Below are 18,837 nucleotides of genomic sequence, written 5' to 3'. Positions count from 1 at the left end.
ACGCTCGACAGCAGAGATACCGCGAGCGTCATTCGTGTGGGCGCTTTGTTCCGCCTTACGTCTCCAGTTGCTTGCCGATCGGCAGCGCCCGGATGCGTTTGCCGGTGGCGGCGAAGATCGCGTTGATCAGCGCCGGTGCAAACGGAGGCACGCCGGGCTCGCCGACGCCGCTGGGCGGGGTATCGGCGCCGGGCGGCACGATGTGGACGTTGGTGATGAGCGGCGCCTCGTCGATCCGGACCACCGGGAAGTCATCGAAATTGCCCTGCTGCACCTTGCCGGCCTTGAAGCTGATCTCGCCATGCTTGGCGAGGCTAAGCCCCATGATCGCGGCGCCCTCGATCTGCGACTGGATCCGCTCCGGATTGACATAGGTTCCGCAATCGATCGCGGTATCGACCTGATGCACCGTGAGCTTACCCTTGTCGCCAACCGAGACCTCGACGATGGTCGCGATGTAGCTGACGAAGCTGCGATGCACCGCGATGCCGAGCCCGTGTCCTTTGGGCACGGTCCGGCCCCAGCCGCCCTTGTCGGCGACGACCTCGACCACCTTGCGCAGCCGTGCGGTATCGATCGGATAGCTGTCATAGGGCTCGCCGTAGTTCCAGGGGTCTTTCACCGAGGCGAGATTGACGATCCGCGGCGAACCGATCAGTTCCAGCAGCATATCCTTCTGATCGCGGCCGGTGGCGTGCGCGAGTTCGCCCACCATCGACTGCACCGCGAACGCACGCGGGATATTGGACACCGAGCGGAACCAGCCGATGCGGGTATGGGCGGCGGCTTCCGGATTTTCGCATTGGATATTGGCGATCTCGAACGGCATGTCGATCAGTCCCATGCCGAGTTCGAACGCCGCCTCATGCACCGCACCGGCCGCGAAGGTCGAGGCGATGGTGGGCGCGACACTGCGGTGCCGCCAGGCGATCACCTTGTTGCTGGCGTCGAGGCCGGCTTCGATGCGCTCCACCGAGACCGTATGCAGGAAGTCGTGGCGAACGTCGTCTTCGCGCGTCCATTGCACCTTGACCGGTGCGCCGAGCGCCTTGGAAAGCAGCGCCGCCTCGATCGCGAAATCGCATTTCGATTTGCGCCCGAACCCGCCGCCAAGCAGCGTGACGTTGACGGTGACGTTGTCCTCGGGGATTCCGAGGGTCTTGGCGACGTCTTCGCGGGTGCCGCCGGGGCTTTGCACCGGCGCCCAGATCTCGGCTTTGTCACCCTTCACATCCGCCACCGCGACCGGCGGCTCCATGCTGACATGGGCCAGATGAGGCAGATAATATTCACCCACGATCACCTTGGCCGCGCCTTTCAGGGCGGCATCCACATCGCCTTCCTTGCGCACGACGAGGCCGGGTTTGCGTGCGGCTTCCTCGAGTTCGGTCCGATAGGCGACGGAATCGTATGTGGCGTTGGCGCCGTCGTCCCACACCACCTTGAGCGCGTCGCGTCCCTTGATCGCCGCACCGGTGTTGCGCGCGATCACAGCCACGCCGCCGAGCGGCTGGAATTTGGACGGCCACGGCCAGCCCTGGACTTCCATGACCTTCTCGACGCCGGAGACCTTCATCGCATCGGCTGAATCGAACGATACCAGTTTGCCGCCGGTCACCGGCGGCCGCGCGATCACGGCGTATTTCATGCCGGGCAACCGCGTATCGATGCCGTAATGGGCGGTGCCGACGGTGATGTCGCGCAGGTCGACGATGCCGACTTCGCCTTTGCCCAGATAGCGGAAGTCCTTTGCGTCCTTCAGCTTCAGGCCATCGACGCTTGGCACCGGTTGTTTGGCGGCATCGGCGGCGAGATCGCCGAACCCCAAACGCTTACCGCTGGCGGCATGAACCACCTCGTGGTTGACGGCCTTGACCTCGGTCACCGGCACGTTCCAGCGCTGGGCGGCAGCGGCTTCCAGCATCACCCGCGCCGATGCTCCGATCTGGCGCATCGGGATCAGATAATGCCGCGTGCTACGTGAACCGTCGGTATCCTGATTGCCGAATTTGACTTCGTCGCCATGCGCCTGCTTGACTTTGACGCGCGACCAATCGGCCTCCATTTCTTCGGCCACGATCAGGGGCAGGCTGGTCCGAACCCCGGTTCCCATTTCGGAGCGGTGCGCCACGATGGTCACAATGCCATCCGGCGCGATCGCGACGAACACGCGTGGATCGACCACCGTGCCATGCGGCATCTTTCCGGCGCCGGTCTGATAGGCCGCGAACGCCTGACGCGACGTCACCGGTGCGGCAAGCACCAGCCCGCCGGTGATACCAAGACTCTTCAGGATGGTGCGGCGAGAAACCTTCTGCACCTTGACGCGCTTTTCGATGCCGCGAAGTTTGTCCGGGTTTGTGAAGATGTTCATGATCAGACCCCCGTCGAGGCGAGATGAATCGCGTTTTCGATGCGCTGGTAACAGCCGCAGCGGCAGATGTTGCCCGCCATCGCTTCACGTATCTGATCGTGCGAGGGTTTTGGATTTTCCGTCAGCAGAGCCGCGGCCTGCATGATCTGGCCGGACTGGCAATAGCCGCATTGCGGCACATTGACCTGGCGCCAGGCCTTCTGAACCGCGTGATCGCCGGTGGGATGAAGACCTTCAATGGTGACGACTTCGCGGTCGACGACGTCGGAGACCGACGTAATGCAGGCGCGCACCGCCTGCTTGTCGACCATCACGGTGCAGGCGCCGCACAAGGCCTGGCCGCAACCAAATTTGGTGCCGGTCAATCCGGCTTCGTCACGGAGAAACCAGAGTAGCGGAAGATCCGGGTCGCCGTCCCAGTTACGCGCTTCGCCATTAATCTTCAATTTGATCATGATCGTTCCTCGCTCTTCATAAGCCAATGATGTTTCTTTGACGCGAGCGAGAACATGTTTCTCGGCTGCTCGCATCGTTGCCTGCGTGCCGGTCCCGCCGGCCCCCTTCCGGGTGATCGGTGTGACGCGCAACTACAGACCTTCGTGGGTTTCCGTGTCCGGCGCGGTCCTCCTGTTTTGGTTATTATTTGGCGTGCGGAGATGGACGTTCTCAAGAGGCTATCAGAAAACCCGGAAAGACCAGCTTCACAACGAATTGTTTGGCATCTCCATTTGGCGAAAGCAGGGCCTTGTAACAGGGGCTCGGTTGGTCAACAGCCCTTACGCGGTATGATGAGGTTGGTTGGCGCTGCTTTCTGCGCTGCAACAACAAGCCGCTCTTAACTCTGCTGGTTAACCCCTGATCCAGCCAACACAGCTATATGTGGCCTGGGATTCACGGGTATTCGGCCATGAGCGTAGGCGCAATCGAGCTGCCACAACAGACCCTGCCGCCGCAGGGCAAGCCGTCGGCCGCCAAGAGCTGGCTGAAGGCGATCGAGCTGACCTCGCGTATCGAGGCCAACCCGGAAAAATTATTCGCCGATATTGTCGAGGAACACGCCGCGCGGCAGCCAAACCGGCCCGCTTTGCTGTCGGACACCGAGACCTTCAGCTATGGCGCCTTGGTTGCCCGGATCAACCGCTATGCGCGCTGGGCGCGCTCGGCCGGAATCAAGCGCGGCGATACCGTCTGCCTGTTCATGCCGAACCGGCCGGATTACGTCGCCGCCTGGCTCGGCATCAGCAAGGTCGGCGGCGTCGTGGCGCTGATCAATACCAAGCTGATCGGGCCATCGCTGTCGCATTGCATCAATGTCGCGGCGGCCGATCATGTCGTCCTGGCCGCGGAACTCGCCGATGTCTTCGAGACCGCGGTGCCCTATCTGGATAAGGTTCCGAAAATCTGGACCCATGGCGGCGATGCCGACGCCACCGGCTTCGAACTCGGCGATGGCGGTTCCGCGCTGGACGACATTCTGGAGCGGATGGATGGCAGTCCGCTGACCGCCGCTGAGCGTCCCGCGGTCACCATCAACGATCGCGCGCTGTTGATCTACACCTCCGGCACCACTGGCCTGCCGAAGGCCGCCAGCATCAGCCATCGCCGCATCCGCAATTGGGGCGGCTGGTTTGCCGGATTGACCGGCGCCACGCCCGAGGATCGCCTGTACGATTGCCTGCCGCTGTTCCACAGCGTCGGCGGTATCGTCGCGCCATGCAGCATGCTGAGCGCGGGGGCCTCGGTGGTCGTGTCCGACAAATTCTCGGTCGGAAATTTCTGGAGCGAGGTCGCGCGCTGGGACTGCACGCTGTTCCAGTATATCGGCGAGCTCTGCCGCTATCTGCTGAAGGCGCCCGCATCCGAATTCGAAACCAGCCATCGGCTGCGGCTGGCCTGTGGCAACGGCCTGCGCGGCGATATCTGGCAGGCCTTTCAGGCGCGCTTTGCGATCTCCCGCATCCTGGAATTCTACGCCGCGACCGAAGGCAATTTCTCGCTCTACAATGTCGAGGGAAAGCCCGGCGCGATTGGCCGGATTCCGCCACTGTTGGCGCATCGCTTTCCGGCGGCGATCGTGCGGGTCGACGAGCTCGGTATGCCGGTTCGCGATGCCGAGGGCCTGTGTATCGCGTGCGCGCGCGATGAGGTCGGCGAAGCCGTGGGGCGGATCGGCACCGCCGATCAAGGCGGCGGCCGCTTCGAGGGTTATACCGACCAGGCCCAGACCGACAAGAAGATCTTGCACGACGTGCAGGCGAAAGGCGATGCTTGGTTTCGCACCGGCGATCTGATGCGGCTCGACCAGCAAGGTTATTTTCATTTCGTCGACCGGATCGGCGATACGTTTCGATGGAAGGGCGAGAACGTCGCGACGTCGGAGGTCAATGAGGCCGTGGCCGATGGCCCGGGCGTTGCCGAGGCCACCACCTATGGCGTGGAAATCCCCGGCGCCGACGGCCGCGCCGGCATGACAGCGATCGTGATCGATAGCCGCTTCGACCTCCAGGAATTCGCCGCGCATCTTGCGCGCCGGCTACCGGCCTATGCCTGCCCGGTCATGATCCGGATCTGCGCGGCGCTGGACAGCACCGAAACCTTCAAGCAGAAAAAGCACGAACTGGTGCGCGACGGATTCGATCCGCACCACGTGATCGACCCGCTGTTTTTCCGCGAACCGAAATCGGGCGAGTATCGCCCGATCGATGCGCAAGCCTATGCGCGGATTCTCGATGGTTCGATTCGGCTGTAGGGCCAAGTACGTCGTCATTGCCGGGCTTGACCCGGCAATCCATCTCTTTCACGAAAAATTCCTTGGACGGATGGATGCCCGGGTCAAGCCCGGGCATGACGGCGGATACAGCGTCGCTAAAGCTGAGCTTGGATCGCGGCCTTGTCGACAATCGACCACACCTGCCAAATTTTCTCGCCGCGAAATTCATAAAATACATTCTCGGCAAAGGAAACTCGCTTTCCCATCACATCGAGTCCAAGGAATTTACCCTTGGGCGTACAGTCGAATTGCAGCCGGCTCGCAATATGAGGCGGATCTGAAATCAACAGCCCAATGTTGAAATGAAGATCCGGGATTTCGAGGAAGTCGTTCTCCAGCATCTTGCGATAGCCTGATAGCCCAAGCCGCTCGCCGTTGCGGGATGCTTCATCGTGGACGAACTGTCCCAGCGTCGGCCAGTCCTGTCGATTGAGGCAGGCAATGTAGCCTCGGTAGATGTCGGCGAGGTCGCTCCTGGTCATGGCTTCCGTGCTCCGTACTTCTTTCCCCTCTCCCCTTGTGGGAGCGAGACGAGCGAAGCTCGCTCTTGGGGTGGCTCGCATCGAAGATGCGAGACGGGTGAGGGGTAGTGCATGTGGCGACCCCTCATCCGGCACGGACTTCGTCCGCGCCACCTTCTCCCACAAGGGGAGAAGATTGTACTTTAAACCACTTCGCTGCACTCTGGCGAACTTCGTAACTTATTGATTTGGCTTTTAAACTCTCTATATCGGTGTAATCGTTGAGACACCCCGTTTCAGCCCTGCCGTGACCCGGCCATTACCCGTGGAGAGATTCGATGGCATCGCTTGATCGGAAACCCCGCCTCAAATTACCGCCCCCGCACCGTCCTTATTTTCACGAGATCAGAACGGGACTCGCGTTGGGCTTCCGACGAAACCAAGGCGCGGGAATATGGCTCGTGCGTGTTGCGAAAGGCGATGGCTCGAACTGGCAGAAGAAGTTTGCGCTGGCGGCGACATCGAACCGGCCAACGGCGTCACCATCATGAGCTATGAACAGGCGCTGGCGCGGGCACCAATCTTCGCTGGCGTCGACAATGGCATCGCCCTCGACAAGACTTCGTGACCTAGCGCACAGATCAGCGACTGGGGGGCCGTTTGGCGAAACACCGATTTCTAACGGCTTGATTCGCGTTCTGGTGTCGTTCACGGTGGGCGGATGCGAACTTTGGATTTCCTTCGAAACGAAATCGAGAACAGGCGGCGGCAGCTTTCCCGCCAACGGAAAGAAATTCAATCGTTGCAACGGGCCGGGATAAACACGGCCTCGGCGGAAGAGCTGTTCAGCCGCATGATGGCCAAGATAATTGAGCTTTACGGCGAACGTGACCGTCAGGTTGAGGAACAGCGGATCAAGTAGCGCAAACGGACCGTTGACGGGCTTCGGGGAATTCGGTCGGGTTTCCGGCTCTGGAACGGATGTCGATCAAGGTGCTTTATCGATCGGAGCTTCTGTCCCCTAAAGCTCCTGACTTCAAAGCCCGCCCAGCGTTCGCCCACTGGGCGGGCTTTGCTTCAGGAGGACGTCCAAATGGCAAAACCTGCTCAATAAGACCGTTAGTAAAAAATTCAAAATGCAGGATTTCAGATGACAATTGGGAGCTCGCCAATTTCACGTGCTCGACAGGGGCGATGATCCGAAAAAATCAAGTAATTCGGCAGTCATTGCGGCAGGATTCTCCTCCGCGATGAAATGAGCCGTGCCCGGCACACGCACGCTCGTGACGTGGTCGGCTACTTCCGTCATCATCTCACCCATCACCGGCCCCAGCGTACTGATCTCACCGCCGACCGTAAGCACAGGCATCGTCAGCTTTCCGGACTGTTTGATAACCGCCCTGTTGTCATCGACATCGCGATCGAACGCGCGATAGACCTCAAGCCCGGCGCGCATCGCGCCCGGCATCGCATAGGCCGACGCATAAATATCGAGATCAGCTTCGGATATCGCCGAAGGATCGTAGATTCTCGCCGAAATCATTGCCTGTATGTAAAGCCGCTCGCGCCCGGCGATGAGCATTTCGGGAATATCCCGAACGCTGTGAAAGGCGAACTGCCATACCCGCGGATCAACCCGCATGCGATCGAAAATTTGGGTGCCCGGAAGCGGTGCATCGGCCACCACGAGATGGGTGACAAGATCGCGATAGGCCTGGGCATAAGCGTAGGCGACCATCAGGCCGATATCATGCCCCACCATCGCAACTGCTTCTTTGATGCCGAGATGCGCGTGCAACAGTCGGTGGATGTCCGCTGCCATCGTGCGCTTGTCGTAGCCGGATGGAGGGTGCGAGGAGTGACCGGCCCCGCGGTAGTCTGGCGCAACAACGCGAAAGCCAGCCTCCGCCAGTCTCGGAATGATGTGGCGCCAGGCCCACCACGTCTGTGGAAATCCGTGCAGCAGCACCACGGTACGCTGTCCCTCACCAGCGGTCACATAATGGATACGGGTACCCGGCTCTATGTCCGCGGTGCCGTGTTTTATGTTTGTCATCAGCCTATTTCCCGGGTTGTGGGTGCACGTTATCGGCCGCGATCGAGCAGATTCTCTTGCGACTGTTTGTATTAGTTGAGGGTCATTCCGTGCGCGACTATATTCTGCACCGGGAGAAGCTGATGAAAGTGGACCACGGAGACCTGACCCAGTGCAGCGCCACAGCGCTGCGCAAGGCGATGCGTCGCGTCACCCAACTGTACGATGACGCGCTGCGACCGGCCGGTCTCACGGTGACGCAATACGCACTCATGACGGAGATCCTTCGGCGCGGGTCGAATGCTCCGACAGTAACCGAGCTTGCCGATGCCATGGTGATGGATCGTTCGGGGCTGGGGCACACGCTGCGCCCGCTTGAGCGCGATGGCTACGTCGCGCTGGTTCAGCACAAAGAAGATGGCCGCCAGCGCGGCGTAGTGTTGACCAAATCTGGCCGAGCGATGCACAGGAAGGCGACGCCACTTTGGCAAAACGCGCAGCAGCGCGTTGTCGAGGTGGTCGGCCGGGATGAAAGAGCCGAATTGCAGATGAAACTGCTTGCCATTGCCCATGACGACCGCCTGACAAACTCGGCCAATTCACTGCGACATCCCGCGCGGCCTCAAGCCGCACGCAAGGCGCAGACAAGATCCTGACGGCTGCAAAGCTCACCGCGCCGGCTCGGCTCATGTTGCCGGGTCCAGAATTATGGCGCCCTGAACCTGTCTGGCCTGGAGCATGCGATGTGCTTCAGCGGCCCGGCTGAGGGGAAGCACCGTCGCCACATTGGCCTTGATGCTGCCACCCGTTACCCGGTCGGCGAGGAATGCGAGTGCGCGCGAGATCAGCTCTGGCGTCTCGAAGAAAATTGGCAAGTAAAACCCCGTCAGAGACTGTGCCTTCGTCATCAGGCGTCGCGGCGCGATCGGATTGCCGGGTCCTCGAGTCGAACCGAACACGATGTGACGGCCAAATCTGGCGAGGCATTCGAAATTCTGTTCGAACACGTCGCCGCCGATCGACTCCAGGATGACGTCAACGCCCCGGCCCTGGGTGTGGTCCAATACCGTTCGAGGCCAATTGGGGTCTTCATAGCCGATGGCGAGATCGGCACCGATGTCTCGAACGAAGGCGCGGCGCTCGTCCGAGCTTGCAGTTCCAATAACAGTCCCAGCACCGAGCGCCTTAGCGATTTGAACCGCAAGACTACCGACGCCGCCGGCAGCACCATGAACCAGAACACTCTCGCCGGCGCGCAACAGGGTCGAAGCCTGCAAAGTCAGGTACGCCGTCGCCCCCTGGCAAGGCAGGCTTGCCATCGCGACATCATCAGCGTCCGGCCGCAAGGTTACCGTTGTCGCGGCCGATGCCAGCGCGAATTGGGCGTAGGCTCCCTTCTTCATCAGAGCCATCACCTTGCGGCCGATCATCGCACGGGCAACGCCATCGCCGGCTGCGACGACGTGTCCAACCACCTGGAGACCAGTAACGTGCGGAAGCTCAACGCCACCAACGCGTGTTTCCTTCTGGTTATAGACGCCCATTCGTTCGCGAACGTCGGGAAAGTTCACTCCGATTGCCGTCGTCTCGATCAAAATCTCGCCTTGCGCCGGCGACGGCTTTGGAAGGTCAATGTAACTGAGTACTTCGGGGCCGCCAAAAGAAGTAAATTGAATGGCTTTCATCAGGTTCTCACCTTCGTGACTGGAGGTGCTCCGGGTCGGCCTCAAGCCAACGCTTCCAAGACTCTCGATGTGGCATTATAGGCATATGCCTACAATAGGTCTGATCCACCCTAACTGATTTGTGATCAACCAGTCGAAGCTCGCCAAAGGCGGACGTAGAATTCCTCGATGCCGATCGGAAAGGCGAGGGGGCAGGCTGAGGAGCTCGCGGGCTTGAAGACCATAGGCTTGTCGAAGGTGCGCCGAAGGCAGGCACCGCTTGCTTACGCGTGGAACGATCAGCGATAACGAGACGTTGAGGCTCGCAACAGGAGCCTGATGATGTCCAAAAAATTCGATCCCGCGCCGACCGACAAACATGCTGCCGATCCCAAGCAGGCTAAAAGGCCGACAAGGATACGAATGACAAGCTCGAGAAGGGGCTGGAGGGCACTTTCCCGGCGTCGGATCCGCCGAGCAGCACCCAGCCCGCAAAATCAAAACGGGGTGCGTGATGAGGCCCCGGTGCGCTTTCACCCGGCAGCGTCGCTGTAGGGGGAAGCGGCGCGCTCGACTCCCGAGCGCTTGATTTGACGGCCGCATAATCGGAGCACGGTACTGACGAAGAAGCCGCCGGGGGCGGCCTGACGCATGTGTATTTGGTATCGGCTTTCTTCATCTTGGTCGATTTGGTCATCTTTTTCTTGCTTATGCTGTCGCCCTTGGACGTATGGTCTCTAATTTGAACGGCAATCCGTCACAAAGCGACTTGTTAAGGCGGCGAAGTCTGCCGCGAAAAAGGCCAAGAAAGCCGTCAAGAAAATGTTGCCGAAAAAGAAAAAGGCTAGGAAAAAATCGAAGCGGTAGGCATTCTTGCAAAGGTGGAGTGAACCGAACAGGATCCGGGCCGTTCACCCTGTTTGAACCTTGCCTAGTTCATCCGCTCTTCAACACGAAGGATATTCGTGACGGTTCGATCTTTAGAGATCGTCTCCTTGATGGCACCGCTCAACTGGATAACAATAAACAATAAAAGCCGGTCGGGATGAGCGTAGGCTTATTTTCGGTTGGTCTGGGGCGGTGCAAAACCAGACCATTTTTCCAGCTGTTCAACTAGGCCTTCGAGATACAGCACGCTTTCGTCCTTCTGCTTCATTACATCGATCTGCACGTTCAGCCGCGCTATCGCCACGAGTTTACGTTCGGGTGTCGTGACAGCCGCGCGGTATAGCTCGGCGATAGCAACCGACATGCCCGCGATAGCGTCGTCCCATTTTTTCAAAAGCAACAGCAGGTTTCGTGCGGTGTCTTCGAGTAGCTGTCGTTCTTCATTGGTCATGACTGAGCAACGCAATCTCGCCGCTCGGGTTCACAGGGGATACCCGAAAAGAAATTGCCTCAACCCGGGATTTGGGCCGAGGCCAAACTGTTTCGAGAATGCGCGGTTACAGTCGGCAGCATGGCAAGCCGCAGCCAATGCCCGCCAAACAGGCAAAGCCTTAGCGGGAGTCGAAGCCAAGCACGAATGCCGCGGGAACTCTCCACTCACCGCATAGCGCACGGGGCGTCGTGGCGATTGCCCTTAACGACGGCGACACTGCGCGCCAGCGCCGGGTCAAGGCTGTTTTGCGCAGCGGCCGGCGCGCTAATGGAACCAACGATGGTCGGTCGGCTTGTCAGTACGTTATTTAAAAAGTGAGGATGTGATGAAACAGACTGTTTCGGCGGCGATGATTGCTGCCGCGCTAATTATTCCCACCGTGGCTATTGCCCAAGGCGTACCTGGTGGCATTGAGCAGGGGTCCCGCGAAGGCGAACGCGCTGCAGGCCCGATCGGCGGTATCGTGGGTGGTGCGATTGGCGGAGTCGTAGGTGGTGTCAACGGAGTGCTCGGCGTAGATCAACGGCCGCGTTTTCATAGTTACGTCGCTGAGCGGCATGTTCCATTGTATACCTACGATGGGGATGTGGAGTGACCTACTACGATGTGCCGCCGGAATACGGCACTCATGATTATCGCTACACGGTCGTCAACGGTCGGACGGTTCTCGTCGACCCTCGGACACATCGAATTGTGGAAATTGTCGATTAGCGAGTTGGGGCCAGTCACCATAGACTGGCGCTTCTTTGCTGTCCGGAGCGTTCCGATCCTCGAGAGTAACCCGCGCTTCTTCTGGGAAGAGCAGGACCGGCAGCATGAACCCGAAACTCGTCGTTCCTCAGAGTTCTGAAGACGTGGCATCACTGGTCAGCGCCGTTGCGCTGGCGGTACTTGCTGTGATCATCGTGACCGCTCTCTACGTCGGTAGGGAGGTCTTCGTACCGGTTGCGTTGGCGATCCTTCTGAGCTTCGTTTTGGCTTCGCCCGTGACCGCGCTGCAGCGCGTGCGGGTGCCTCGGGGAATCGCTGTCGTCGGCGTCGTGCTATTTGCGTTCGCGATCATTTTCGCACTTGGCAGTCTCATCGCTACTCAGTTGAACAGGCTTGCCGGGGATCTTCCCCATTATCAAACCACGATCCAATCTAAGATACAGTCGGTCCGGGGCATCAGCGGCGGAAGCTCCACACTCGAGCGCGCAGCCGGGATGCTGCAGGACCTCGGGAAGGAGCTCGATAAGCCCAAAGGAGTTTCGACGGAGCAACCGGCCGTTTCGTCTCCCGAAAATCCGCTCGGACCGCGGACGGTCAGGCCGGTCCCAGTCGAAGTGCTTCAGCCGGATCCGGGGGCTCTCGAAAGTCTTCGATCGCTGATCGCACCACTGGTATCGCCGCTCGCAACGACCGGGATCATCGTCATCTTCGTCATCTTCATCCTGATTCAACGCGAAGATCTGAGAAACCGGCTTATCCGCCTGGCCGGCTCACGGGATCTGCAGCGGACGACGGCGGCGCTGGATGACGCCGCCGGTCGGCTAAGCCGCTTGTTTCTCAATCAGCTTTTGATCAACACAGGGTTCGGAATTCTCATTGGAGCGGGGTTGTGGCTGATCGGCATTCCCAGCCCTGTCCTCTGGGGTATCTTGGCCGCGGTGTTGAGGTTCGTACCCTTACATCGGCTCCGTCATCTCAGCGGCGTTTCCGCTCGTCCTGGCAGTGGCTGTCGATCCCGGCTGGTCCATGCTGGCTTGGACCGCTGCGCTATTTTTCGTGATCGAACCGATGGTAGGACAGGTCGTCGAGCCCATGGTCTACGGTCGAAGTACGGGCCTCTCTCCAGTCGCGGTGGTCGTTTCCGCCACGTTCTGGACGGCCTTGTGGGGCCCGATCGGACTGGTGCTCGCGACGCCGCTCACGGTTTGCCTCGTCGTCCTTGGGCGGCACGTCGAGCGTCTCGCGTTCCTGGACGTGATGTTTGGCGATCGACCGGCGCTTTCGCCTGCAGAGATATTCTATCAGCGCATGCTCGCCGGCGATCCGACGGAAGCAGCCGAAAAAGCCGAGGAATTCCTCAAAGAACGTTCGCTTTCCTCATACTATGATGACGTGGCAATCAAGGGATTGCAGCTCGCGCAGGCCGACCTCGATCGGGACGCGCTCGACCAATCCCGGCTGATCAGGATTCGCGATACGGTTCTGGAATTCGCGAATGACCTCTCCGAACAGGCTGATCGCGAACCGACGGGCGAACAATCGACGGCTGACGCGGAAGCCGCTGCGGCCGTCGAGGCTGCCGCCGCTAAGCCGGTTTATGCCGATTTGCCGGTGCTTGAACGCGCCGAACTTCCTGTCGAATGGCAGGGAGAAAATCCGATTTTGTGTATCGCGGGTCGAACCGCGCTCGACGAAGCGGCTGGGATAATGCTCGCCCAACTCTGCGACGCGCACGGACTCCATGCGCGCGTCGAAGGACCGGGGGCATTGGCGACGAATAATATCTTTCGATTGGAAACCGACGGCGTGGCCATTGTTTGTCTCTCGTACCTCAATGCGACGAATCCCGCTCAAATCCGATATGCGGTCCGCCGCATTCGCCGGAAACTTCCGAAGGCGCGTGTCTTGGTCGGGCTTTGGAACGGTTCGGAAGCCGTCGAAGGGATCGAAACGCTGCGCAACGGCTCGGGCGCCGACTTGTTCGCCGATACTTTGCGGGATGCAACCCGCCTTTGCATCGAAAGCGTGCGGCCGGATATCGAGGCGCGCCCGGCAGGGCTCGATATTCGGCCGGTTGCCAACCCGGCCTTATAGCCCGGCGGATTCCGATTTTGCGCCGGCGCCATCGGAAGATTAGCCGCGGCGCGAAGCTACGGCGCGTCGGCCACGACCGCTGCCTTTGGCGGCAGGGCGCCCCTGGATGATAGAGCCGAGCGGCGCTGGCGACCGCTGCGACCCCGGCCAGCGTTGCGGCCGCCGACAGTGCCACGATCTCTGAATGTGCAGCAGCCCGGAATGTGGCGGCGAGAATCGCCCCGATGGTCTGGCCCGTGAGGCGGGCCGTGGCGAGCATTCCCCCAGCAGCCCCGCTGCGCGAAAGCGGCGCGGCCGACAACATCGAGCGATTGTTCGGCGCCTGGAAGAAGCCGAATCCCAGTCCGCATAGGGTCATACGCCATGCGATCTCGCCCCAGGACGGGTTCGCGGGGAGGCCTGCCAAGAGAGCCAGACCCGCAAAGTACGAGCAGTCCCGCCGCGCCCAGCACCGCGGCCGAAACCTTGTCGGCCAGGCGGCCCGCAATGGGAGCTCCGATCCCGACCGCCAGCGGCCACGGCGTCATCATCAGACCGCTTTCCACCTGACCGCGATGGAGCGCGCTTTCGAAAAAGAACGGCAGGGACACGAAGGCCAGCATCTGGGCGGCGAATGAAGCGATCGACGTTGCGACTGACAGGCTGAATACCGGGTTTCTCAATAGATCGAACGGGACGATGGGCTCCGCCTGGGAACGCGAATGGAAGAACAGACGGGCAGCCGCTGCCGTTCCTATCGTCAACGCTCCCATCCCGATCCAGATGTTGCCGCCGCGGGTCAGAAGATCGATGCCGATGAATCCAAAGCCGAACATCGATGCATTCAACAAGGTGCCCATGAAGTCGAATTCGCCGGACTTCGGATTATCAGGAGGGATTTCCTGCCCAAAAGATACGCCCCGATTCCGATGGGGACGTTGACGGCGAAAAGCCATTGCCTGTCAATCGGCGTTCAAATTTGACCCCGGATCGGCGTCCAATTTTGACCCCTTTGAGCGACGAGTCTTGACGGTAGCGCTCGCCTCGTCGGAGCTGGCCGGGGTTGCGGAGACGAGGCGAGCGCGGGCTGCGTGATCGTCGTCGCGGCTTTTGAAGCGCCAGCTGTCGTTGCCGGTTTCCACGATGTCGCAATGATGGGTTAAGCGGTCGAGCAGCGCCGTTGTCATCTTGGCATCACCGAACACGCTGGGCCATTCGCCGAACGCGAGGTTGGTGGTGACGACGATGGACGTGCGCTCATAGAGCCGGCTGACGAGGTGGAACAGCAGCTGGCCGCCGGACTGGGCGAACGGCAGGTAGCCAAGTTCGTCGAGGACGATGAAGTCCATCCGGGTCAGATGCTCGGCGATACGACCTTGCCGTCCGTTGCGGGTCTCGATCTCCAAACGGTTGACGAGGTCGACGACGTTGTAGAACCGGCCACGGGCGCCAGACCGGATGCAGCTTCTGGCGATTGCGATGGCCATATGTGTTTTGCCGGTGCCGGTACCGCCGACCAGGACGGCGTTACGTTGCTGGGCGATGAAGCCGCCGCCGGCGAGATCATTGACCAGCGTCTGGTTGATCGGTGTGCCTTCGAACTGGAAGTCCTCAAGGTCCTTGGCCAGCGGTAGCTTGGCGATGGTGAGCTGGTACCTGATCGAGCGGGCCTGCTTCTCGTTGATCTCGGCGTTGAGCAGGTCGCCAACAATGCGTTGAGGTTCGTGCTGGCGCTTGATGGCGGTCGCCATGATCTCGTCGAATGCGGCCTTCATGCCGTAGAGCTTGAGCTCTCCCATGAGGTCGAACAGTTGAGTACGCTCCATTAGTTGGTTCTCCTGAGGTTGTCGTAACGGGCACAGTCGGCGATCGGGGCATGGCGCAAGGTCAGTGCAGCCGGCGTCATGATGTTGGCTGGTGGGGCGGGCTCACGTTGCCGAGCCAGGATGTTGAGAACGACATCGGCGGAATGGACGCCGTGGGCGATCGCCTCGGCACAGGCAGCCTCGACGGCCGGCAGACCGTCGGTCAGAACCGCGTTGAGGATATCGACCATCTGCCGATTGCCGTCGTCGGCGTTGGCGAGCTTGCGCCGTACACGTTCGATCGCAGCCGGTAGCACCCAGTCCTTGAAGGGGGCGCCGTTGCGCAAGGCACCGGGTTTGCGAGCCAGCACCGGCACGTAATGCCAGGGATCGTAGACGGTATCGCCGCGGCCGAACGAGCGAGCATGCTCGGCAACGATGCGTCCGTCCTGGCGGATCACAATGCGGTCGGCGTAGGCGTGAACCTCGACAGGCCGCCCGACAGCGCTCGCCGTGACCGAGTATTTATTGTTGTCGAACCGCACCAGACAGGTCTTCGAGACCGATGCCGGCACCGCGTGGAATCCGTCGAACCGGCCGGCATAGGGAACGAGCTTTGGCCGCTCGGCTTCGAACACCTCCCAGACCGTTTGCTCGGTCAGTTCTGGATGCCGGTGCGCCTTGGCGTAGGCGATGCACTTGTCCAACAGCCAGGCATTCAGCTCGTCCAGGGTTTTGAACCGCAGCCGCGGCGTAAAGAAGCGTTCACGGACAAGCCCAACCTGGTTCTCTACCTGGCCCTTCTCCCAGCCCGACGCTGGCGTGCAGGCGACTGGATCAACCAGATAATGGCTGCACATCTGCATGAAGCGGCGATTGTAGAGACGCCCTTTGCCGACGAAGATCGTCTCCACGGCCGTCTTCATGTTGTCGTAGATGCCGCGCACGCAGGTGCCCTTGAACAGAGCGAACGCCCGGTCGTGGGCGTCGAACACCATCTCCTGCGTCTCGCGCGGATAGCACCGCACGAACAGCATCCGGCTGTGGCAGAGCCGGACGTGGGCGGCCTTCACGATCACCGTCACGCCATTGAGCAGGACGACTTCATGGCTCCAGTCAAACTGATAGGCCTCTCCCGGCGCAAAGCTCAGCGGGACGTAGGCCGCAGCCGTGGATTCCCCGCGCTCCTTGCTCCATCGCCTGGCGTAACGGCGCACGGCGTCATAACCGCCGTCATAGCCGCGGCCACGGAGCTCCTCGAAGATCCGGATCAATGTCAGTTGCTCGCGAGCGGACTTGGCCGCGTTCCCTGACAACAATCCGTCGAGTTCTGCTGCCCATCGTCCCAGCTTCGGCCGCGGCTGGACGACACGCTCGTACTCGAACGAGGTCTCTCCCGACCTCAGCACCTTCCGGACCGTGTTCCGCGACACCTTCAGGTCGCGGGCGATCTCCTTGATCGTCTTGCCCTTGATGAAGTGCTCACGCCGTATCCGGGCAATTGTCTCCACGATCAGCATCCCCGACCACCTGCTTTATTACAAAGCAGGCAGCGCAACAGACCAACCTGTAGGGGGTCAATTTTGGACGCCGATCCCCCGGCTTAGGGGGTCAATATTGCAGGCCGAATGACACCATTGCCACGAGGCCATTGCTAAAATCCCGGAGGCCAACGTGGGACCGAGCGCGGCTCCGGCCGAGGCGACAAGCGCGTTCAAGCCGAGACCACGCCCCAGCATCTTTGAAGGGTAGGTGAAGCGAACCAAAGCTCCGTTCTGGCTCATGATGCCGGCGGCGCCAAGGCCTTGGATAGCGCGGGCGAATGCCAAATTCGGCAGCGAATGCGCAAGGGTGCATCCGAGCGACCCGAGGGGTTAAACGATGATGCCAAGCTGGAACACGCGGCGAAAGCCAATCATCTCGCCGATCGCGGCCATCGGAAGGAGCGAGACAACGATGGCGAGTTGATAGGCGTTGACCACCCATATTGAGTCCGCAGGGGGGCGTTGAGGTCCGCAGCGATCGTCGGAAGCGCGACGTTGGCGATCGAGCCGTCGAGGACCGAGAGCGTGAGCGCAAGCCAGATGGTGGTCGCGGCCCAATATCGTTGCGGAGTGGGTAACCCGTCCTGCTAAGTCGTTCCTTGCGTGGACGTCCCTACGGTCACCGGCGCCTTGCGACCGCGACGCCCAGCAAGAACGCGATCAGGAGCGATCCGAGCGGTGCTTCTCGAGCGATATTGCTCAATATGCTGAGCGGCATTCCCGGCCGACGGCCGGAATCGACGGCGTCGCCGATGCGCCGCGCGGTCCCCTTCACGGCGTCCGCCACCTCGCCAATTATCGTTTTTTCTTCGAGAACAGGGTCGAGGCCGTCGTAAACGAAGGGAGGCGGCGGGGCATCATCAGCCATGATCTGCATCCTTGGATCATCTTTAATAGACGGGCGGATCGCCGTCTGCGCACGTCGTGCCAATGTTCCCGGCTTCGTTTGGTTCCATGTCAGCTTCGGCGAGGCTGCTAGTGAGGAGAGTGAACGAGATCTGAGGCAAAGCATGATCGAAGATTAAAGTTCGCCTGCGATCAGATCGTATTCGGACCGGATATTTTCCTTGCCGTAGATGCGCTCCAGACGGCGCACCGTGAAATGGCTCCGGGCTACTTCCTGAAAGTGTTCGATGAACGCGTAGTTCACGGCGGCGCCGCCGACGGCGCCCACCACCGGCAGGGCCTGCGCGGCGACCTTCTGCGTGACTACCAATCCGAATCGTGCGGCGACCTGTGTGACGAACTTCAGAAGGATCGGCGCGCCTTCCTTGATGACGCCGCGTTCGGCGACAAAGCGCGCGGCCTCCGTCACAGTCTTGGCGAGCATGCTTCGGACGGCGAAATAGCCGCTCTCCGATGCGTCGGCCGATCCGGCGCGGCCGCCCAACGCGAACACCTCGACGCAGGAAAGCGCGGCTTCCGGATCGGAGAGGTCCTCGCCCTCGCTCCGTGCGATGTCCGCGATCGACCTCAGCATGATCACGGTTGACACCGGCAGTTCGACAGGAAGCGCCGCCAACCCGAACGTTCCTCCGGCGGCGCCCGATGCGGTCGCAAGCACCCGGTGCAGAAGCTGCGAATGGGTCCGCGGGGAGGCAGGAAGCGTTCGCAATGCGACCTTGAGTGCTGCTTCGAGTCCTTTTGAGGTCGCAGAAGTGATTGCCTTCGAAGCGAAGGATGGCAGAGCGTACCCGATCAGTTCGACGGGTTTCCCGATGATATTGGTGAGACGCGCCGCGAGGCCGGGATGCTCCAGCGACTTGACGGCCCTGCGCAGGGCATCTCGGTCCTCGCTGGTGATTTCTATGGTTTCCTGCAGCGACAAGATCGAACCGCTTCCTTTGGGTGCCTACCGCGGCACATCGGGATAGAGCTTGTCAGAGAGCCGCGACCTCCGCCAGCGTCTCGTGCGCCGCGCGAATGACCGCTTCGGCGTTGATGTCGAATTTCTTGTACACATCGGCGATCTTTCCGGAAGCGCCGAAGGCGTGCATCCCGACGAAGCGGCCTTCGAGA

General features: G+C 60.8%; 14 protein-coding genes and 4 pseudogenes. 6 read left to right on the top strand and 12 right to left on the bottom strand.

Annotated elements, in window-relative coordinates; all coding sequences use genetic code 11:
* Positions 1-55: 55 nt before the first annotated feature.
* On the bottom strand, positions 56-2,374 hold the full coding sequence (locus GSQ88_RS23085; protein WP_159010064.1) for a xanthine dehydrogenase family protein molybdopterin-binding subunit: 2,319 nt from the start codon (positions 2,372-2,374) through the stop codon (positions 56-58).
* Positions 2,375-2,376: 2 nt separating this feature from the next.
* Positions 2,377-2,829, bottom strand: a complete 453-nt coding sequence (locus GSQ88_RS23080; protein WP_159010063.1) for a (2Fe-2S)-binding protein — start codon at positions 2,827-2,829, stop codon at positions 2,377-2,379.
* Positions 2,830-3,281: 452 nt separating this feature from the next.
* Here GSQ88_RS23080 and GSQ88_RS23075 point away from each other — a divergent pair, with 452 nt between their 5' ends.
* Positions 3,282-5,123, top strand: a complete 1,842-nt coding sequence (locus GSQ88_RS23075) for a long-chain-acyl-CoA synthetase (RefSeq protein WP_159010062.1) — start codon at positions 3,282-3,284, stop codon at positions 5,121-5,123.
* 116 nt (positions 5,124-5,239) lie between these two features.
* Here the strand turns inward: GSQ88_RS23075 and GSQ88_RS23070 are convergent, their stop codons facing one another.
* Entirely contained in the window at positions 5,240-5,626 is a 387-nt protein-coding gene (locus tag GSQ88_RS23070) for an ester cyclase (RefSeq protein ID WP_159010061.1), read from the bottom strand.
* A gap of 433 nt (positions 5,627-6,059) precedes the next feature.
* Here GSQ88_RS23070 and GSQ88_RS23065 point away from each other — a divergent pair, with 433 nt between their 5' ends.
* Positions 6,060-6,233: a hypothetical protein gene (locus GSQ88_RS23065; RefSeq protein ID WP_159010060.1), complete on the top strand. Its 174-nt coding sequence runs from the start codon at positions 6,060-6,062 to the stop codon at positions 6,231-6,233.
* A 102-nt stretch (positions 6,234-6,335) separates the two neighbouring features.
* Positions 6,336-6,527 carry a hypothetical protein gene (locus GSQ88_RS23060; RefSeq protein WP_246784944.1) on the top strand — a complete coding sequence of 64 codons (192 nt, stop codon included), beginning with the start codon at positions 6,336-6,338 and terminating at the stop codon, positions 6,525-6,527.
* 252 nt (positions 6,528-6,779) lie between these two features.
* On the opposite strand, the gene GSQ88_RS23055 is transcribed toward GSQ88_RS23060, so the two are convergent.
* Positions 6,780-7,661: an alpha/beta fold hydrolase gene (locus GSQ88_RS23055; RefSeq protein WP_159010058.1), complete on the bottom strand. Its 882-nt coding sequence runs from the start codon at positions 7,659-7,661 to the stop codon at positions 6,780-6,782.
* 89 nt (positions 7,662-7,750) lie between these two features.
* Here GSQ88_RS23055 and GSQ88_RS23050 point away from each other — a divergent pair, with 89 nt between their 5' ends.
* Positions 7,751-8,296: a MarR family winged helix-turn-helix transcriptional regulator gene (locus GSQ88_RS23050; protein ID WP_210253869.1), complete on the top strand. Its 546-nt coding sequence runs from the start codon at positions 7,751-7,753 to the stop codon at positions 8,294-8,296.
* 30 nt (positions 8,297-8,326) lie between these two features.
* Here GSQ88_RS23050 and GSQ88_RS23045 read toward each other — a convergent pair whose 3' ends face one another.
* Positions 8,327-9,325 (bottom strand): quinone oxidoreductase family protein, encoded by a 999-nt coding sequence (locus GSQ88_RS23045; protein ID WP_159010057.1) that lies wholly within the window; start codon positions 9,323-9,325, stop codon positions 8,327-8,329.
* A 1,036-nt stretch (positions 9,326-10,361) separates the two neighbouring features.
* Positions 10,362-10,643 carry a hypothetical protein gene (locus GSQ88_RS23040; RefSeq protein WP_159010056.1) on the bottom strand — a complete coding sequence of 94 codons (282 nt, stop codon included), beginning with the start codon at positions 10,641-10,643 and terminating at the stop codon, positions 10,362-10,364.
* 364 nt (positions 10,644-11,007) lie between these two features.
* Between GSQ88_RS23040 and GSQ88_RS23035 the strand changes: the two are divergent.
* Together GSQ88_RS23035 and GSQ88_RS23030 are read left to right on the top strand one after the other, a co-directional pair.
* Positions 11,008-11,396 (top strand): annotated as a pseudogene (locus tag GSQ88_RS23035) (DUF1236 domain-containing protein).
* Between the two features lie 104 nt (positions 11,397-11,500).
* Positions 11,501-13,490, top strand: a pseudogene (locus tag GSQ88_RS23030) (AI-2E family transporter).
* A 56-nt stretch (positions 13,491-13,546) separates the two neighbouring features.
* On the opposite strand, the gene GSQ88_RS23025 reads toward GSQ88_RS23030, so the two are convergent.
* The 6 genes and pseudogenes from GSQ88_RS23025 to GSQ88_RS23000 form a co-directional block, all read right to left on the bottom strand.
* Positions 13,547-14,425, bottom strand: a complete 879-nt coding sequence (locus tag GSQ88_RS23025) for an MFS transporter (RefSeq protein ID WP_159010055.1) — start codon at positions 14,423-14,425, stop codon at positions 13,547-13,549.
* A 6-nt stretch (positions 14,426-14,431) separates the two neighbouring features.
* Positions 14,432-15,295: an IS21-like element helper ATPase IstB gene (istB, locus tag GSQ88_RS23020; protein ID WP_159010054.1), complete on the bottom strand. Its 864-nt coding sequence runs from the start codon at positions 15,293-15,295 to the stop codon at positions 14,432-14,434.
* Positions 15,296-15,303: 8 nt separating this feature from the next.
* Positions 15,304-16,794, bottom strand: a pseudogene (gene istA / locus GSQ88_RS23015) (IS21 family transposase); the annotation flags it as partial.
* Between the two features lie 114 nt (positions 16,795-16,908).
* A pseudogene (locus GSQ88_RS36215) lies at positions 16,909-17,360 on the bottom strand (MFS transporter); the annotation flags it as partial.
* 77 nt (positions 17,361-17,437) lie between these two features.
* A complete protein-coding gene (locus tag GSQ88_RS23005; RefSeq protein WP_159010052.1) occupies positions 17,438-17,686 on the bottom strand; it encodes a hypothetical protein in 249 nt (82 codons plus the stop codon).
* Between the two features lie 153 nt (positions 17,687-17,839).
* Positions 17,840-18,628, bottom strand: a complete 789-nt coding sequence (locus GSQ88_RS23000) for an EcsC family protein (protein ID WP_159010371.1) — start codon at positions 18,626-18,628, stop codon at positions 17,840-17,842.
* Between the last annotated feature and the right edge of the window lie 209 nt (positions 18,629-18,837).

The organism is Bradyrhizobium sp. S69, from assembly GCF_009766005.1.
In the GTDB taxonomy this organism is placed as follows: Bacteria; Pseudomonadota; Alphaproteobacteria; order Rhizobiales; family Xanthobacteraceae; genus Bradyrhizobium.
The sequence above is the reverse complement of the archived record's forward strand: the minus strand, read 5'-3'. Positions and strand labels throughout refer to the sequence as shown.